Source organism: Bradyrhizobium barranii subsp. barranii (assembly GCF_017565645.3).
Taxonomy (GTDB): domain Bacteria; phylum Pseudomonadota; class Alphaproteobacteria; order Rhizobiales; family Xanthobacteraceae; genus Bradyrhizobium; species Bradyrhizobium barranii.
The window spans coordinates 436,255-453,355 of record NZ_CP086136.1; the positions used below are offsets into that span (position 1 = coordinate 436,255).

The 17,101-nt window shown below is 64.5% G+C and carries 14 protein-coding genes; 10 read left to right on the plus strand and 4 right to left on the minus strand.

Going from position 1 to position 17,101, the window contains the following annotated elements; genetic code table 11:
- Positions 1-205: 205 nt before the first annotated feature.
- The 3 genes from acnA to J4G43_RS02070 all read left to right on the plus strand — a co-directional run bounded on the left by acnA (position 206) and on the right by J4G43_RS02070 (position 4,901).
- Positions 206-2,926 (plus strand): aconitate hydratase AcnA, encoded by a 2,721-nt coding sequence (acnA, locus tag J4G43_RS02060; RefSeq protein WP_063980406.1) that lies wholly within the window; start codon positions 206-208, stop codon positions 2,924-2,926.
- 217 nt (positions 2,927-3,143) lie between these two features.
- The gene (locus J4G43_RS02065; protein WP_135215832.1) at positions 3,144-3,920 is read left to right on the plus strand and encodes a DUF1223 domain-containing protein; all 777 of its coding nucleotides are present in this window, start codon (positions 3,144-3,146) and stop codon (positions 3,918-3,920) included.
- 609 nt (positions 3,921-4,529) lie between these two features.
- The gene (locus tag J4G43_RS02070; protein WP_063980407.1) at positions 4,530-4,901 is read left to right on the plus strand and encodes a DUF2794 domain-containing protein; all 372 of its coding nucleotides are present in this window, start codon (positions 4,530-4,532) and stop codon (positions 4,899-4,901) included.
- Between the two features lie 142 nt (positions 4,902-5,043).
- On the opposite strand, the gene J4G43_RS02075 is transcribed toward J4G43_RS02070, so the two are convergent.
- The 4 genes from J4G43_RS02075 to J4G43_RS02090 all read right to left on the minus strand — a co-directional run bounded on the left by J4G43_RS02075 (position 5,044) and on the right by J4G43_RS02090 (position 10,225).
- Complete coding sequence (locus tag J4G43_RS02075) at positions 5,044-5,571, minus strand: GNAT family N-acetyltransferase (RefSeq protein WP_208083922.1); 528 nt, start codon at positions 5,569-5,571, stop codon at positions 5,044-5,046.
- Between the two features lie 302 nt (positions 5,572-5,873).
- Positions 5,874-6,665, minus strand: coding sequence for a Bax inhibitor-1/YccA family protein (locus J4G43_RS02080; RefSeq protein ID WP_014490629.1), 792 nt, complete (start codon positions 6,663-6,665; stop codon positions 5,874-5,876).
- A gap of 270 nt (positions 6,666-6,935) precedes the next feature.
- A complete protein-coding gene (locus J4G43_RS02085) occupies positions 6,936-9,506 on the minus strand; it encodes an ABC transporter permease (RefSeq protein WP_208083923.1) in 2,571 nt (856 codons plus the stop codon).
- Positions 9,503-10,225 carry an ABC transporter ATP-binding protein gene (locus J4G43_RS02090; RefSeq protein ID WP_071908649.1) on the minus strand — a complete coding sequence of 241 codons (723 nt, stop codon included), beginning with the start codon at positions 10,223-10,225 and terminating at the stop codon, positions 9,503-9,505. The genes J4G43_RS02085 and J4G43_RS02090 overlap by 4 nt, the downstream gene beginning before the upstream one ends.
- A gap of 55 nt (positions 10,226-10,280) precedes the next feature.
- On the opposite strand from J4G43_RS02090, the gene J4G43_RS02095 reads away from it, so the two are divergent.
- The 7 genes from J4G43_RS02095 (at position 10,281) to sucD (ending at position 17,089) form a co-directional block, all read left to right on the plus strand.
- A complete protein-coding gene (locus J4G43_RS02095; protein ID WP_208083924.1) occupies positions 10,281-10,916 on the plus strand; it encodes an arylesterase in 636 nt (211 codons plus the stop codon).
- Between the two features lie 173 nt (positions 10,917-11,089).
- Positions 11,090-11,626 (plus strand): RNA 2',3'-cyclic phosphodiesterase, encoded by a 537-nt coding sequence (thpR, locus tag J4G43_RS02100; protein WP_063985994.1) that lies wholly within the window; start codon positions 11,090-11,092, stop codon positions 11,624-11,626.
- Positions 11,627-11,867: 241 nt separating this feature from the next.
- Positions 11,868-13,052 (plus strand): cell division protein ZapE, encoded by a 1,185-nt coding sequence (gene zapE, locus J4G43_RS02105; RefSeq protein WP_063980411.1) that lies wholly within the window; start codon positions 11,868-11,870, stop codon positions 13,050-13,052.
- 264 nt (positions 13,053-13,316) lie between these two features.
- Positions 13,317-14,285 carry a malate dehydrogenase gene (mdh, locus tag J4G43_RS02110; protein WP_063980412.1) on the plus strand — a complete coding sequence of 323 codons (969 nt, stop codon included), beginning with the start codon at positions 13,317-13,319 and terminating at the stop codon, positions 14,283-14,285.
- 205 nt (positions 14,286-14,490) lie between these two features.
- On the plus strand, positions 14,491-15,687 hold the full coding sequence (gene sucC / locus J4G43_RS02115; protein ID WP_135215827.1) for an ADP-forming succinate--CoA ligase subunit beta: 1,197 nt from the start codon (positions 14,491-14,493) through the stop codon (positions 15,685-15,687).
- Positions 15,688-15,691: 4 nt separating this feature from the next.
- The gene (locus J4G43_RS02120) at positions 15,692-16,171 is read left to right on the plus strand and encodes a DUF1579 family protein (protein WP_028150481.1); all 480 of its coding nucleotides are present in this window, start codon (positions 15,692-15,694) and stop codon (positions 16,169-16,171) included.
- A gap of 33 nt (positions 16,172-16,204) precedes the next feature.
- Positions 16,205-17,089 carry a succinate--CoA ligase subunit alpha gene (gene sucD / locus J4G43_RS02125; RefSeq protein WP_025575976.1) on the plus strand — a complete coding sequence of 295 codons (885 nt, stop codon included), beginning with the start codon at positions 16,205-16,207 and terminating at the stop codon, positions 17,087-17,089.
- Positions 17,090-17,101: the final 12 nt, after the last annotated feature.

The window sequence follows — 17,101 nt, forward strand, 5'->3', positions numbered from 1 at the left end:
AAATCTTGGGGTAGCGCATGGGAATTTTTGGCTCGCGGATTGCTGCGGCACGTTTGTGGCTGTGGCGGCGCGGTTAGAAAGCTTCTATAAGCCCGGAACTACTTGATGCAGCAACTTAACCTGCCCCTGCAAGCGACCCAGCCGGACTCGCTGACGGTGTTAAAATACCCCTTGCCGGGTATAACTAACAATTGGGATTTCCTACATGACCTCGCTCGACAGCTTCAAATGCAAAAAGACCCTCAAGGTCGGCGCCAAGACCTATGTCTATTACAGCCTGCCCACGGCCGAGAAGAATGGTCTGAAGGGAATTTCGAAACTCCCCTATTCGATGAAGGTTCTGCTCGAGAACCTCCTGCGCAACGAGGACGGCCGCACGGTCAAGAAGGAAGACATCGTGGCGGTGTCGAAGTGGCTGCGCAAGAAGTCGCTGGAGCATGAGATCGCATTCCGCCCGGCCCGCGTGCTGATGCAGGATTTCACCGGCGTGCCGGCCGTGGTCGACCTCGCCGCGATGCGCAACGCGATGCAGAAGCTCGGCGGCGATGCCGAGAAGATCAATCCGCTGGTGCCGGTCGACCTCGTCATCGACCACTCCGTGATCGTGAATTTCTTCGGCGACAACAAGGCCTTCGGCAAGAACGTCACCGAGGAATACAAGCAGAACCAGGAGCGCTACGAGTTCCTGAAGTGGGGCCAGAAGGCGTTCTCGAACTTCTCGGTCGTGCCGCCCGGCACCGGCATCTGCCATCAGGTCAATCTCGAATATCTCTCCCAGACGGTCTGGACCAAGAAGGAGAAGATGACGGTCGGCAAGAAGACCGGCACCTTCGAGGTCGCCTATCCCGACTCGCTCGTCGGCACCGACTCCCACACCACCATGGTCAACGGTCTCGCCGTGCTCGGCTGGGGCGTCGGCGGCATCGAGGCGGAAGCCTGCATGCTCGGCCAGCCGCTGTCGATGCTGCTGCCCACCGTCGTCGGCTTCAAGCTGAAGGGCGCGATGAAGGAAGGCGTCACCGCGACCGACCTCGTGCTGACCGTGACGCAGATGCTGCGCAAGCTCGGCGTGGTCGGCAAGTTCGTCGAGTTCTTCGGTCCCGGCCTTGATCACCTGTCCGTCGCCGACAAGGCGACCATCGCCAACATGGCGCCGGAATATGGCGCGACCTGCGGCTTCTTCCCGGTCGACGCTGCTGCGCTCGATTACCTCAAGACCTCCGGCCGCGCTCCGGCGCGCGTCGCGCTGGTGCAGGCCTATGCCAAGGCGCAGGGCCTGTTCCGCACCGCCAAGTCGGCCGATCCGGTGTTCACGGAAACGCTGACCCTCGACCTCGGCGACGTCGTTCCCTCGATGGCCGGTCCGAAGCGTCCCGAAGGCCGCATCGCGCTGCCGTCGGTCGCCGAAGGCTTTTCGCTCGCGCTCGGCACCGAGTACAAGAAGACCGACGAGCCCGGGAAGCGCTTTGCCGTCGACGGCAAGAACTTCGAGATCGGTCATGGCGACGTCGTGATCGCCGCCATCACCTCCTGCACCAACACCTCGAATCCGAGCGTCTTGATCGGCGCCGGCCTGCTTGCGCGCAACGCTGCCGCCAAGGGCCTCAAGGCAAAACCGTGGGTGAAGACATCGCTCGCGCCGGGCAGCCAGGTGGTCGCGGCCTATCTCGCCGATTCCGGTCTGCAGGCCGATCTCGACAAGGTCGGCTTCAACCTGGTCGGCTTCGGCTGCACCACCTGCATCGGCAATTCCGGTCCGCTGCCCGAGGAGATCTCGAAGTCGATCAACGACAACGGCATCGTCGCGGCCGCCGTGCTCTCCGGCAACCGCAACTTCGAAGGCCGCGTCTCGCCGGACGTGCAGGCGAACTATCTCGCTTCGCCCCCGCTGGTCGTCGCCCACGCGCTCGCAGGCAGCGTCACCAAGAACCTCGCCGTCGAGCCGCTCGGTGAAGGCAAGGACGGCAAGCCGGTGTACCTCAAGGACATCTGGCCGACGACGAAGGAGATCAACGCCTTCATGAAGAAGTTCGTGACCGCGTCGATCTTCAAGAAGAAGTATGCCGACGTGTTCAAGGGCGACACCAACTGGCGCAAGATCAAGACGGTCGAGAGCGAGACCTATCGCTGGAACATGAGCTCGACCTATGTGCAGAACCCGCCCTATTTCGATGGCATGAAGAAGGAGCCGGAGCCGGTCACCGACATCATCGAGGCGCGCATCCTCGCCATGTTCGGCGACAAGATCACCACCGACCACATCTCGCCGGCCGGTTCGATCAAGCTCACCTCGCCCGCCGGCAAATATCTAAGCGAACACCAGGTGCGTCCGGCCGACTTCAACCAGTACGGCACGCGTCGCGGCAACCATGAAGTGATGATGCGCGGCACCTTCGCCAACATCCGCATCAAGAACTTCATGCTGAAGGGCGCTGACGGAAATATCCCGGAAGGCGGTCTCACCAAGCACTGGCCCGACGGCGAGCAGATGTCGATCTACGACGCCGCGATGAAGTACCAGCAGGAGCAGGTGCCGCTGGTGGTGTTCGCCGGCGCCGAATACGGCAACGGTTCCTCGCGCGACTGGGCTGCGAAGGGCACGCGCCTGCTCGGCGTCCGCGCCGTGATCTGCCAGAGCTTCGAGCGTATCCACCGCTCCAACCTGGTCGGCATGGGCGTGCTGCCGCTGACCTTCGAAGAGGGCACCTCCTGGTCGTCGCTCGGCCTGAAGGGCGACGAGAAGGTCACGCTGCGCGGCCTGGTCGGCGACCTGAAGCCGCGTCAGAAGCTGACCGCGGAGATCGTCTCCGGCGACGGTTCGTTGCAGCGGGTTTCGCTGCTTTGCCGCATCGATACGCTGGATGAGCTCGATTACTACCGGAACGGCGGCATTCTGCACTACGTGCTGCGCAAGCTCGCGGCCTAAGCGCGAATTTGTGAACGGTGGCTCACCGCGACGTGAGTAGAAGGTTAAACGAGGGCGGCCTATCACAATGCCGCCTTCGTGCGTTAGAACACGCGTCCGATGGTCCCGCCCGGCGGAAAACCTCGCCCCGGACGGTTGAATGTACGATGCCCGTAAGACTACGGTGACCATCAGGCGATAGGATCTTCCCCCACGCGTGCGAGGTGTGACGTTCAAAATGACTGCAATGATGGCTTCTAATCTGGTTTCGCGCTGGTCCGGTGCACTCTGGTCGGGAGCACTTGGTATCTGCGCCATCGTCGCCGTCATCCGTCCCGCCGAGGCTGATCCTCGCGCCGTAGTCGAGCTCTTCACATCGCAGGGGTGCTCCTCCTGCCCGCCCGCCGACCAGGTCATCGGCGATCTCTCCAACGACCCGTCGATCATCGCGCTGAGCATGCCGATCGACTATTGGGATTATCTCGGCTGGAAGGACACGCTTGCGGATTCGCGCTTCTCGGCGCGGCAGCGCGCCTATTCGCGCATGCGCGGCGACCGCGAGGTCTATACGCCGCAAGTCGTGGTCAACGGTTCGACGCATGTCATCGGCAGCGATCGCGCCGGCATCGAGAGCGCGATCGGCAAGACCGACAACGGCGCAGGCGTAATGAGCGTGCCGGTGACGATGTCGCTTGCAGGCAAGCAGATCAACGTGTCGGTGGCGGCGAGCAAGGAGTCGGCGGTCTCGCACGGTGAGGTCTGGATCTGCTCGATCACGAAATCGGTGCCGATCGCAATCAGCCGCGGCGAAAATCGCGGACAGCAGATCACCTATCACAACGTCGTGCGCAACCTGCTCAAGGTCGGCGACTGGAACGGGCGTCCGGAAAGCTGGACGGTGCCGTTGGAAAATCTCACGCGCGACGGCGTCGACGGCGCTGTGGTCTATGTCCAGGACGGCAGCCGTGAGAAGCCGGGTGCGATGCTCGGCGCAGCGTACACGTCGCTGCACTAGATCAGATTTCTCTCGCCAGCGTCGTACTCGCTCTCACGCCTCATGGTGAGGAGCGCCCTTGCGCGCGAGGCGGACGATGCTACTCGTCGCCGCGAGAACCATGCAGGCGCGGCTGATGCAGCGGCCTTCCATCCTGCGAGACGCCGCTTCGCGGCTCCCCAGGATGAGGGGAGAGAGTCGTCTTCGCGTCAATCAGAGGGAAGTTGGTCGTGCCGGAAACATCTCGGCACAAACCAAAAAGGACCAACTTGCGTTGGCCCTCCTTGTCGCGCGTACAGACCCGATCCTGACGGTCCCGGGGGGCTGGGGGCTGAGGAATCCGGAACCGAAAGGACCGGGTCAACGCACACAGGTCTTTTCGCAATGCAGGGCGGCAGGCGCTTGGCGGAAAAGCGGCGATATCAAGATTCCTTCTAACGATCCCGTGACGGTTTGCCGCGATAGAATTCCACTCCTGCGTGTGCTCCGATTCGCACCCGATTCAATCAGTTGAGTGAAGAGCCCCTTGCGGCGGGGAACGGTTGGCGCGATCATGCAATTGTCATGATCCGCGGTTCCGGGGACGGTCCTTCGCGGATGCGATCATGCCGCGAGATGAGGAGGCGCTCGATGAGTCTGACGCCGGAGGATGCCGATCCGAGCGAGCAGCGCGCAGTGGCGCGCCCCACCGCTGCGAATGCCCAACCCAACCGGGTGACATTCAACCGGCTGGAACTGAACCGCATCCTCAACCTCTACGGCCGCATGGTCGCCGACGGCGAGTGGCGCGACTATGCCATCGACTTCCTGAAGGACCGCGCGGTGTTCTCGGTCTTCCGCCGCGCCTCGGAAGTGCCGATCTATCGCATCGAGAAGGACCCGCGGCTGGCGCGCAAGCAGGGCATGTACAGTGTGATCTCGGCGACTGGCCTGATCCTGCGCCGCGGCCATGAGCTCGAGCGCGTGCTGCTGGTGATCGATCGCAAGTTGGCGGTGGTTTAGCCTTACGGACGGTGCCGTAGGGTAGGCAAAGGCGCACCGCGCTGTGCCCACCATCTTTCCTCAATCGCCGGGCATGGTGGGTACGCTTCCGCCTTCGCTCTCCGAGCTACGGCGGACAAGTCGCTTTGCCCGCCCTACGAGGCTATTTCGGCACCGTGCTCGCGCCCTCGCCCAGATCCCGCTGCATCATCACCGTGTCGAGCCAGCGGCCGAATTTCAGGCCAACATTGGGATGCGTGCCGATCATCTTGAAACCGCCGCGCGTGTGCACGCCGATCGAACCGGCATTGGCGGAATCGCCGATCACCGCGATCATCTGGCGGAAGCCGCGCGCCTCGCATTCGGTGATCAGCCGCTCCAGCAGCAACGAGCCGATGCCGCGGCGGTGGAACGCGGGATCGAGATAGATCGAGTTCTCGACCGTGAAGCGGTAGGCCGGCCGCGGCCGGTAGGCGCCGGCATAGGCATAGCCGGCGACGCTACGATCGAGGATGGCGACGAAATAGGGATAGCCGCCGTCGATCAGCGCGCGGTAGCGGCGCGTCATCTCGGCCAGATCCGGCGGCGCCAGCTCGAATGTCGCGGTGCCCTCGCGGACGGCCTGCTTGTAGATGGCGGTGATGGCGGGAAGGTCGGCCTCAATGGCGGGCCTGATCTCAGGTGCGGACATGGCGGCGAGATTAGAGCCTTCCCGCGGTCACTGGAAGGGGCAACACCGCTTCCCCATGCTCCGTCATCGCCAGCGCAGCAGCCCTCCAATCTTCTCCGCTGTCATGCCCCGCGCAGGCGGGGCATCCAGTACTCCGAGACAGCGCGGCTAGAACCGAGCCGCTGCGGCATACTGGATCGCTCGCCCCAGTGCGCAATTGCGCACAAGGCGGGCGATGACAGCGGGGGGCGTTGCGCATCCCGGCCCAAACAAAAACCCCGGCCTCTCGGCCGGGGTTCGTATCCGTTCGCTCGTCGAAGCGCTTAGTCGCGCTGGCCGAGAAGCTGCAGGAGCAGCGTGAACAGGTTGATGAAGTTCAGGTACAGCGACAGTGCGCCGGTGATGGCCGCACGCTCTGCGATGTCACCGCCGGCCGAGGCGTAGCCGTAGATGTAGTCGTTCTTCAGCCGCTGGGTATCCCAGGCGGTGAGGCCCGCGAACACCAGCACGCCCACCACCGAGACGATGAACTGCAGCATCGTGCTCGCCAGGAACAGGTTGACCAGGCTCGCGATGATGATGCCGATCAGGCCCATGAACAGGAACGAGCCCATCCCGGTCAGATCACGCTTGGTGGTGTAGCCGTAGAGGCTCAGCGCGCCAAACGTGGCCGCGGTGATGAAGAACACCCGCACGATCGAGGTGTGCGTGAACACCAGGAAGATCGAGGACAGCGAGATGCCCATCAGCGCCGCGAACACCCAGAACAGGATCTGCGCGGTCGAGGGGGCGAGACGGTTGATGCCCGCCGAGATCACGAACACCATCGCGAGCGGCGCGAGCATGAACAGCCACTTCAGGGGGCTGACGAACATCGCGTAGCCGAACGGCGTCAGGAACAGCTTGCCGACGCGGACGGCTTCCGGGGTCGGAACGTCGGTCACGGCGGCCATATAGACGCCGAGCGCGGCCAGGCCGGTGATGGCGAGGCCGATGCTCATGTAATTGTAGATGCGCAGCATATAGGCGCGCAGGCCGGCATCGACCGTCGCGGCGTCAACACGCCCGGCGGCCCTGCCGAAAGGAGAAGCGTAGTTACGGTCTAGGTCCGACATGGTCGAATTCCCGTTGGTTAGCCCGGTCCGGCATGAGGGTCGCCATGCCGCCGGTTCGTCAAATTCTATCTCGGATACCGATCTGTGCCGACTAAATTCTGGCTCATAATCGGGGGTCCGAACCCATTGGATATGTGGGAAACTAACACATTCGCTGCAACCGTCCACGCGCGGCTGAATGTCGCCCTCGCCCGCAATCCTGGCGAGCAGACGTGGTTAATCGCTGGAATCGTGCGATTCCGACATCGCGGGCTCGCCCGCTACCATTTGTCACAAATTCCGCAACACCGTGGCGGGCTTTTTGTTCAATGCCAGCAGCGTCCCAGCGAGGCCAAGTCCGACCGTGACCACCAGGGCCGCCGCGACCACGCCGGCCGCGCTGCCGGCCTGCCAGACGAAACTTAGCGTCATCAGCCGCGTCACGATCATCCAGGCCGCGACGCTGCCGGCGATCACGCCGAACACCGCGGTGGCAAGTCCGATCAGCAGGTATTCGAGGGCATAGGCGCCGAGCAGCCGCAGCCGGGTCGCGCCGAGGGTCTTGAGGATCACCGCATCGTAGACCCGGTGGCGGTGGCCGGCGGCGAGCGCGCCGCCCAGCACCAGGATCGCCGAGATCAGGGTCACCGCGCTGGCGCCGCGGATCGCGAGCGCCAGATTGGTCACGACCGAGCCGACCGTCTCCATCACCTCGCGCACGCGCACGCTCGTCACCATCGGATAGGTGTCGGCGACTTGCCTGATGATCTTGCCGTCGCCGGCCGCAGTGCCGCCGGCCTCGGTGAGTGTCGCGATATGGGTGTGCGGCGCGCCCTTGAAGGCGTTGGGCGAGAACACCAGCACGAAATTGATGCCCATGCCCTGCCAGTCGATGGTGCGCAGATTGCCGATTTTGGCCGGGATGTCGCGGCCGAGCACGTTGACCACGATCTCGTCGCCGAGCTTGAGGCCGAGCCCGTCGGCGATCTTCTTCTCCATCGAGACCAGCAGCGGGCCGGAATAGTCGGCGCTCCACCATTCGCCCTCGACCACCTTGGAACCCTTCGGCAATTCGGCGGTATAGGTCAGGCCGCGGTCGCTTTGCAGCACCCATTCGGAATCGGTGGTGGGCTTGAGGTCCTCGGCACGCACGCCGCGCGCGGCGACGATGCGGCCGCGCAGCATCGGCACGTCCTCGACCTTTGCGCCCGGCGCGATCCGGCGCAGATAGCCGTCGAACTGCTCGGCCTGCGTGCTCGGGATGTCGATGAAGAAGAACGACGGCGCGTGCTCGGGGAGGGCCGCAAGGAACTGCCGGCGCAGATTGCCGTCGATCTGGGTGATGGTGACGAGCACGGCGAGCCCGAGCCCGAGCGACAGCACGACGGAGGGCGTCAGCGCGCCGGGCCGGTGGATGTTGGCGATCGCCAGCCGCAGCATCGGCAGGCGCGTGCGCGGCAGCCGGCGCGCGATCGTCATCAGCAGGGCGGCGATGCCGCGGAGCAGGGCGAACACGACGACGGAGGAGGCCACGAACACCGCGGCAATGCGCTTGTCGAAGGACAATCCGATCACGACCGCGATCAGCAGCGCGATCACGACGGCCATGAACACCACATAGCTCCAGCGCGGCCGGTGCCATTCGGAGCTGATGGTGTCGCGGAACAGCGCCGCGACCGGCACGTCGTGTACCCGCCCGAGTGGCCACAGGCCGAAGGCGAGCGCCGTGAGCAGGCCGTAGACGAAGGACAGCGCGAGCTCGTCGGCATGTACGGCCGGCACCACCGGCAGCGGCAGCAGTTTTCCGAACAGGCCGACGATGGCGAACGGCATGGCGGCGCCGAGCGCAAGGCCGATCACCGAGCCAATTCCCGCCAGCAGGAGGACCTGCGCCAGATAGATACCGAACACGTCGCGGCCGGTGGCGCCGACCGCCTTGAAGGCCGCGATGACCTCGAGCCGGCGGTCGATATGGCTCTTGACGGCATTGGCGACGCCGACGCCGCCGACCAGGAGCGCGGCGAGGCCGACCAGCGTCAAAAATTGCGTGAAGCGGTTGATGTTGCGCTCCAGCTGCGGCGAGGCATTGGAGCGGCTGCGGATCTCCCAGCCGGCCTGCGGCGCAGCGTTGCGCGCGTCCGCGATGAAGGCGTCGGTGGCGCGCTCGCTGTTGCCGGTGTCAGGCAGCTTCACCCGGTAGACCCAGCGCACCAGGCTGCCGGGCTGGATCAGGCCGGTGGCGCGCAGGCCCGCCTCGCTGATCAGGAAGCGCGGCCCGAAACCGATGCCGCCGGCGAGCTTGTCCGGCTCGGCTTCGACGGTGCTGCGGATCTGGAACGTTGCGCTTCCGATGGTGACGCGGTCGCCGGTCTTCAGCGACAGCCGCGCCAACAGCGTCGGATCGGCGGCGGCACCGAACGCGCCGTCGCGCTCCGCGAGCAGGTCGGACATCGGCAGCGGCGGCGCCAGCGTCAGCTGACCCAGCATCGGATAGGTGTCGTCGACCGCCTTCATCTCGACCAGCGCGAGCTGGCCGTCGGCGGAGCGCGCCATGCCGCGCAAGGTCGCGGCTGTCGAGACCGTGCCGCGCGAGCGCAGGAAGGACACTTCCTCGGGCTTCGCCTCGCGCTGGAACAGCACGAAGGAGACGTCGCCGCCGAGCAGCGTGCGGCCCTCGCGCGCGAGACCGTCGCTAAGGCTCGCCGAGACGGAGCCGACGCCGGCGATGGCCATCACGCCGAGCGCGATGCAGGCGATGAAGACATAGAAGCCGCGCAGGCCTCCGCGCAATTCGCGCAGCGCGTAGCGCAGCGACAGCGCGACGCCGTTGGGTTTCGCGAACGGTTCGGCCGCGATGCTCATGCTGGCGCAGACTGGGTGTCGATGCGGCCGGAGCGCAGCCGGATCACGCGATCGCAGCGCTGCGCGAGCGAGGAATCGTGCGTGACCAGCACCAGCGTCATGCCGCGCTCGGCATGTTTGTTGAACAGAAGATCGACGATCTGCTTTCCGGTGGCCTCGTCGAGATTGCCGGTCGGCTCGTCCGCGACGAGGATGGCGGGATCGGGCGCCAGCGCGCGGGCGAGCGCGACGCGCTGCTGCTCGCCGCCGGACAGCTGCGTCGGATAGTGATGCAGGCGATCGCCGAGCCCGACCGATTGCAGCTCCTGCGCCGCGCGTCTTGCAGCGTCAGGGTTGCCGGCGAGTTCGAGCGGCACGGCGACGTTCTCGAGCGCCGTCATGGTCGGGATCAGATGGAAGGACTGGAAGACGATGCCGACCTGGCGGCCGCGGAAGCGGGCGAGCGCGTCCTCGTCGAGGGCATTGAAAGGCGTGCCTGACACCACCACCTCTCCGCTATCAGGACGCTCCAGCCCCGCCATCACCATCAGCAGCGTGGATTTGCCCGAGCCTGACGGGCCGATCAGGCCGATCGTCTCGCCCGAGGCGACCCGCAGGCTGATATCCTTGAGGATGTGAACGCGTGCCGCGCCCGTACCCAATGAAAGATTGACGTTGGAGATGGCGATGGTGTCCGGCGCGGTGCCGGCGAGCGAAGAGGTTTCGATGCGACTATCCATGGTCCGGTCATATGGCAACTCCGCACACGCGGTCGAGAGGCGTTACGGATTCTTCATGCACATAGCCGTGTTGATGATCGCTTTGATGACGGTGGTGGATCCGGCGTGGGCCGAAGCGGCAAAGCCGGTCAAGCTTGTCGTTCTCGGCGATTCCCTGAGCGCCGGCCTCGGCCTCCCGGCCCAGGACGCATTCCCCACAAAACTTCAAAAAGCCTTGCAAGCCAAAGGCATAGCGGTCGACATGACCAATGCCGGCGTGTCCGGCGACACCTCGTCCGGCGGCCGTGACCGGCTCGACTGGTCGGTCCCGGACGGAACCGACGGCGTGATCGTCGAGCTCGGCGCCAACGACGCGCTGCGCGGCATCGACCCCGATTTGACGCGGACCGCGTTGACCGACATTGTCCAGCGATTGAAGACACGCAAGATCGCGGTGATGCTGTGCGGCATGCTGGCGCCGCCGAATTACGGCGCGGAATACGCCGCGCGCTTCAATTCGATTTATCCGGATCTTGCGAAAAAATTCGACGTGCCGCTCTATCCGTTCTTCCTCGACGGCGTCGCGGCCGACGCCAAGCTCAACCAGGCCGACGGCATTCATCCGACCGCGGCCGGCGTCGACATCATCGTTAACAACATCATGCCCAGCGTGGAGGCATTTTTGCGCAACATAAGCGAGCAGCGCCGCTGAAAAGCGGGCAGCGCTAACCGTAATTCCCAGGGTTTTACCGGGTGAGGCGCGCGATGCTTCGCAGAGTCACACAACTGCGATAGGAATCAGGGTACCGGTGATTCGTCGCCGGCTCTACAATTTGGATATGATCCTTCCCAGGGATCATGCCCAAGCATCGGGAGTGCGAAACGATGCCGCGTTTGTTCACAGGTCTGGAAATTCCGGCCGAGATCGGCCAGACGCTTTCCAATTTGCGGGGCGGCCTTCCCGGCGCCCGCTGGATCGATCCCGAAAATTATCACGTTACCCTGCGCTTCATCGGCGATATCGACGGCATGTCCGCCAACGAGATCGCATCGATGCTGTTTCGCGTTGATCGCAAGCCCTTCGAGGTGAAGGTGCAGGGGCTCATGAGCTTCGGCGGCCGCAAGCCGCGCGCGGTGGTCGCAACCATCGCGCCGAGCAAGCCGCTGATGGAATTGCAGGCCGAGCTCGAACGCATGATGCAGCGGATCGGCCTCGACCCTGAGGGGCGCAAGTTCACCCCGCATGTCACGCTGGCCCGGCTGCACGACGCGTCCGACCGCGACGTCGCCGACTATCTCTCGCTGCGCGGTTACTTCCCGAGCAAGGCGTTCATGGCCGAACGGTTTGTCTTGTTCTCGTCCCGCGCATCGACCGGTGGCGGCCCCTATGTGGTCGAGGACGCCTACGAGCTGTGTGAGTAGCACCGCTCTCGTGCCCCGGACGCGGCGCAGCGCCATCAGCGCGTTTACGCGCGTCTTCGACACGCTACGGCGGTGCGCTGCTGGGCCGGGGCCCATCGCTCCACGATGGATGTACGAAATAGTGGGTCCCCGCTCTGCGCACCGTCACTGCTTCCCGTAGCGCGTCCGGGACACGAAACCGCATACCCCGCCCACCAATTCACGGCTTGCAATTTCCGCGCATCTCTGGCGGTAAAGAGCCATGCTCTCCACCCCCAGTTCCTCATTCCGCGAGGCATACCAGGCCCAGATCGCGTCCGGCGCGATCGAGCCCGATGCTGCGCAGGCCGACATCGCCGAGGCCTATGCGGCGCTCGACCAGCGGCTCGCGAACTACAAGCCGCAGCGCAAGCAGGGCCTGCTCAGCCGTTTGTTCAGCGGCGACAAGGACGAGGCGCCGCGCGGGCTCTACGTCCATGGCGAAGTCGGCCGCGGCAAGACCATGCTGATGGACCTGTTCTTCCAGCACAGTACCGTCGAGCACAAGCGCCGCGCGCATTTCCACGAGTTCATGGCGGAAGCGCATGAGCGCATCTACGATTATCGCCAGGGCATCTCGCGCGGCGAGATCGCCGATGGCGACGTCATCACGCTGACCGCGAACGCGATCTTCGAGGAGAGCTGGCTGCTCTGCTTCGACGAATTCCACGTCACCGACATCGCGGACGCGATGATCCTCGGCCGCCTGTTCGCAAAGCTGTTCGAGCTCGGCACCGTGGTGGTCGCGACCTCCAACGTCGCGCCCGACGATCTCTACAAGGGTGGCCTGAACCGTTCGCTGTTCCTGCCCTTCATCAAGCAGATCACCGACCACATGGACGTGCTGCGGCTCGACGCGCGCACGGATTTCCGCCTGGAAAAGCTTCAGGGCGTGCCAATGTGGCTGACGCCGGCCGACGGCGACGCCGACGCGGCCCTCGACCGCGCCTGGTCGAAGATGACCGGCGGCGCCAAATGCAAGTCGCGCGATATTTCGTTCAAGGGCCGCATCCTGCACGTGCCGTGCTCGGCCCACGGCGTGGCGCGGTTCGGATTTGCGGATCTCTGCGAAAAACCGCTCGGCGCGTCCGACTACCTCCGCCTCGCGCACGACTATCACACCATCCTGGTCGACCATATTCCAGTGATGGATTTTTCCCAGCGCAACGCCGCCAAGCGTTTCATCACGCTGATCGATACGCTCTATGACAATGCCGTGAAGCTGATGGCCTCGGCCGATGCCAATCCGATCTCGCTCTACCTCGCCCACGAGGGCAACGAGGCCATGGAGTTCAAGCGGACGGCCTCGCGCCTGATCGAGATGAGCTCGGAATCCTATTTGGCGCTGCCTCACGGCCGCAAGGATTCCACCGCCAGCGGCTCCACCAAGGGTCTGGTGGAGACTTAAGTCCTATTTGCCAGCGCTGTCATTCCGGGGCGTCGCAAAGCGACGAGCCCGGAATCCATACTCCCGCTGGTGGTTATGGATTCCCAGATGCGCAATTGCGCATCGTAGCTCGCGACTTTCGTCGCGCCCCGGAATGACAGGGATGCGCTTCAATGTTCGCCAAGCCCGACAATTGGGCATCCACCGACTTGAACGGGGGGAGCGAAAGGGATAACCACCCGTCTCAGTTTTCCCCTCCTTAACGTGTCTAAAGGACAGGTTCACATGGCGCGCGACAAGATTGCTTTGATTGGCTCCGGTCAGATCGGCGGAACGTTGGCTCATCTCATCGGCCTGAAAGAACTGGGCGACGTGGTGATGTTCGACATCGCCGAGGGCGTGCCGCAGGGCAAGGCGCTCGACATCGCCCAGTCCTCGCCGGTCGACGGCTTCGACGCGCACTACACCGGCGCGAATTCGTACGAAGCCCTCGACAACGCCAAAGTCTGCATCGTCACCGCCGGCGTGCCGCGCAAGCCCGGCATGAGCCGCGACGACCTCCTCTCCATCAACCTCAAGGTCATGGAGCAGGTCGGCGCCGGCATCAAGAAATACGCCCCCGACGCCTTCGTCATCTGCATCACCAACCCGCTCGACGCGATGGTGTGGGCGCTGCAGAAGGCTTCGGGCCTGCCGCACAAGAAGGTCGTCGGCATGGCCGGCGTGCTGGATTCCTCGCGCTTCCGTTACTTCCTGGCCGACGAGTTCAACGTCTCGGTCGAGGACGTCACCGCCTTCGTGCTCGGCGGTCATGGCGACACCATGGTGCCGCTGGTGAAGTACTCCACCGTCGCCGGCATTCCGTTGCCCGACCTCGTCAAGATGGGCTGGACCTCGCAGGCGCGCCTCGACGAGATCGTCGACCGCACCCGCAACGGCGGCGCCGAGATCGTCAATCTGCTCAAGACGGGCTCGGCCTTCTACGCGCCTGCTGCTTCCGCGATCGCAATGGCCGAGAGCTATCTGCGGGACAAGAAGCGCGTGCTGGCCAGCGCCGCCTACCTCAACGGCGAATACGGCGTGAAGGACATGTATGTCGGCGTGCCCGTCGTGATCGGCGCCAAGGGTGTCGAGCGCGTCGTCGAGATCGAGCTCACCGGCAAGGACCGCGAGGCGTTCGACAAGTCGGTCGGCGCCGTACAGGGCCTGGTCGATGCCTGCAAGAAGATCGCACCCGATCTTCTCGGCCGCTAAGCGAGAGCAATCCCCGCCGAAGATCGAAAAACCGGTCTTCGGCGGTTTCATTTCCGGGCCCCGCGTCGGGCGGGTTCCGGGTCCGCAGTCCAGAGATCTCGATGTCAAAGAATCCGGGTTGCAGTTCCTGTGGTATATGGTATGCCAGCCACAAGACTGAGGTGGGCCCTAGAGGTCACCGCCCGCGGGTTCAGGGAGCGACCATATGAATATCCATGAATATCAGGCCAAAGCGCTGCTGAACGAGTTCGGCGTCGCGATCTCAAAGGGCGTCCCCGTCCTGAAGCCCGCGGACGCGGAAGCCGCCGCCAAGGCCCTCCCGGGCCCGGTCTGGGTGGTGAAGAGCCAGATCCACGCCGGCGGCCGCGGCAAGGGCAAGTTCAAGGAGGCCTCGGCCGGCGACAAGGGCGGCGTCCGCATCGCCAAGTCGGCCGCTGAGGTCACCGAATTTGCCAAGCAGATGCTGGGCGCGACCCTCGTGACGATCCAGACCGGCCCCGCCGGCAAGCAGGTCAACCGCCTCTACATCGAGGACGGCTCGGACATCGACAAGGAATTCTATCTCTCGCTCCTGGTCGACCGCGAGACCTCGCGCGTGTCGTTCGTGGTGTCGACCGAAGGCGGCGTCAACATCGAGGACGTCGCGCACAACACGCCCGAGAAGATCGTCACCTTCTCCGTCGATCCCGCGACCGGCATCATGGGCCATCACGGCCGCACCGTCGCCAACGCGCTGAAACTCTCCGGCGATCTCGCCAAGCAGGCCGAGAAGCTCACCGCGCAGCTCTACACCGCCTTCGTCGCCAAGGACATGTCGATGCTGGAGATCAACCCGCTGGTGGTGACCAAGCAGGGCCAGCTCCGCGTGCTCGACGCCAAGGTGTCGTTCGACGACAACGCGCTGTTCCGTCACCCCGAGGTGCTCGCGTTGCGCGACGAGACCGAGGAAGACGCCAAGGAAATCGAGGCGTCCAAGTACGACCTCAACTACGTCACCCTCGACGGCAATATCGGCTGCATGGTCAACGGCGCTGGCCTCGCCATGGCGACGATGGACATCATCAAGCTCTACGGCATGGCGCCGGCGAACTTCCTCGACGTCGGCGGCAGCGCCAGCAAGGAAAAGGTCGCGGCCGCCTTCAAGATCATCACCGCCGATCCCAACGTGAAGGGCATCCTGGTCAACATCTTCGGTGGCATCATGAAGTGCGACGTGATCGCCGAGGGCGTCACCGCCGCCGTGCGCGAGGTCGGCCTCAGCGTGCCGCTGGTGGTCCGCCTCGAAGGCACCAATGTCGAGCTCGGCAAGAAGATCATCCGCGAATCCGGCCTGAACGTGGTGCCGGCCGACAATCTGGACGACGCCGCGCAGAAGATCGTGAAGGCCGTCAAGGGAGGCTGAGGCCATGACCCAGGACCATCTCGCCGCATCATCTCCGCTTGCAGAGCACACGCGCCTCGCCGCGTTCGCCGGCGAATGGAATGGCGAAGAGGTGGTCTTCCCGTCGCGCTGGGTCGCCGGCGGGCCGGCGACCTCGCATGTCGTCGCGCGCATGGATCTCAACGGGTTCTACCTGATCCAGGACTGTGTCCAGATGCGCGACGGCAAGCAGGCTTTCGCCACCCACGGCCTCTTCACCTACGACCGCGACGACCGGACCTACAAATTGTTCTGGTACGACTCGCTCGGCTACACGCCGCCCTCGCCCGCCTCCGGCGGCTGGGTCGGCAAGACCCTGACGCTGGTGCGCGGCTCGCTCCGCGGCAATGCGCGCCACGTCTACGAAATCATCGACGACAATTCCTACTCGTTGAAGATCCAGTTCTCGCCGGACGCGGAAGGCTGGGCCGACGTGCTCACCGGCATCTACCGCCGCATCCACTGACCTCTCACTCGTTAGTTCGCGAAAGCAGACCTCATGTCCATCCTGATCGACAAGAACACCAAGGTCATCTGCCAGGGCTTCACCGGCAAGAACGGCACCTTCCACTCGGAGGCCGCGCTTGCCTACGGCACCAAGATGGTCGGCGGCACCTCGCCGGGCAAAGGCGGCGCCACCCATCTGGGCCTGCCGGTGTTCGACACGGTGCGCGAGGCGCGCGAGAAGACCGGTGCCGATGCGTCGGTGATCTACGTGCCGCCGCCGGGCGCGGCCGATGCGATCTGCGAAGCCATCGACGCGGAGATCCCGCTGATCGTCTGCATCACCGAGGGCATTCCTGTTATCGACATGGTGCGCGTGAAGCGCTCGCTGGCCGGTTCCAAGTCGCGCCTGATCGGGCCGAACTGCCCGGGCGTCATGACCGCCGGCGAGTGCAAGATCGGCATCATGCCCGCCAACATCTTCAAGACCGGCAGCGTCGGCATCGTCTCCCGCTCCGGCACGCTGACCTATGAAGCCGTGTTCCAGACCTCGCAGGAAGGCCTCGGCCAGACCACCGCGGTCGGCATCGGCGGCGACCCGGTCAAGGGCACCGAGTTCATCGACGTGCTGGAAATGCTGCTCGCCGACCCCAAGACCGAATCGATCATCATGATCGGCGAGATCGGCGGTTCCGCCGAGGAGGACGCCGCCCAGTTCCTCAAGGACGAGGCCAAGCGCGGCCGCAAGAAGCCGATGGTCGGTTTCATTGCTGGCGTCACAGCGCCTCCCGGCCGCCGCATGGGCCATGCCGGTGCGATCATCTCAGGCGGCAAGGGCGACGCCGGTTCCAAGACCGACGCGATGAAATCGGCTGGGATTACAGTGTCTCCGTCTCCCGCCCGCCTCGGTCACACGCTTGCCGAAAAGTTGAAAGGCTAATTCACTTCTTCG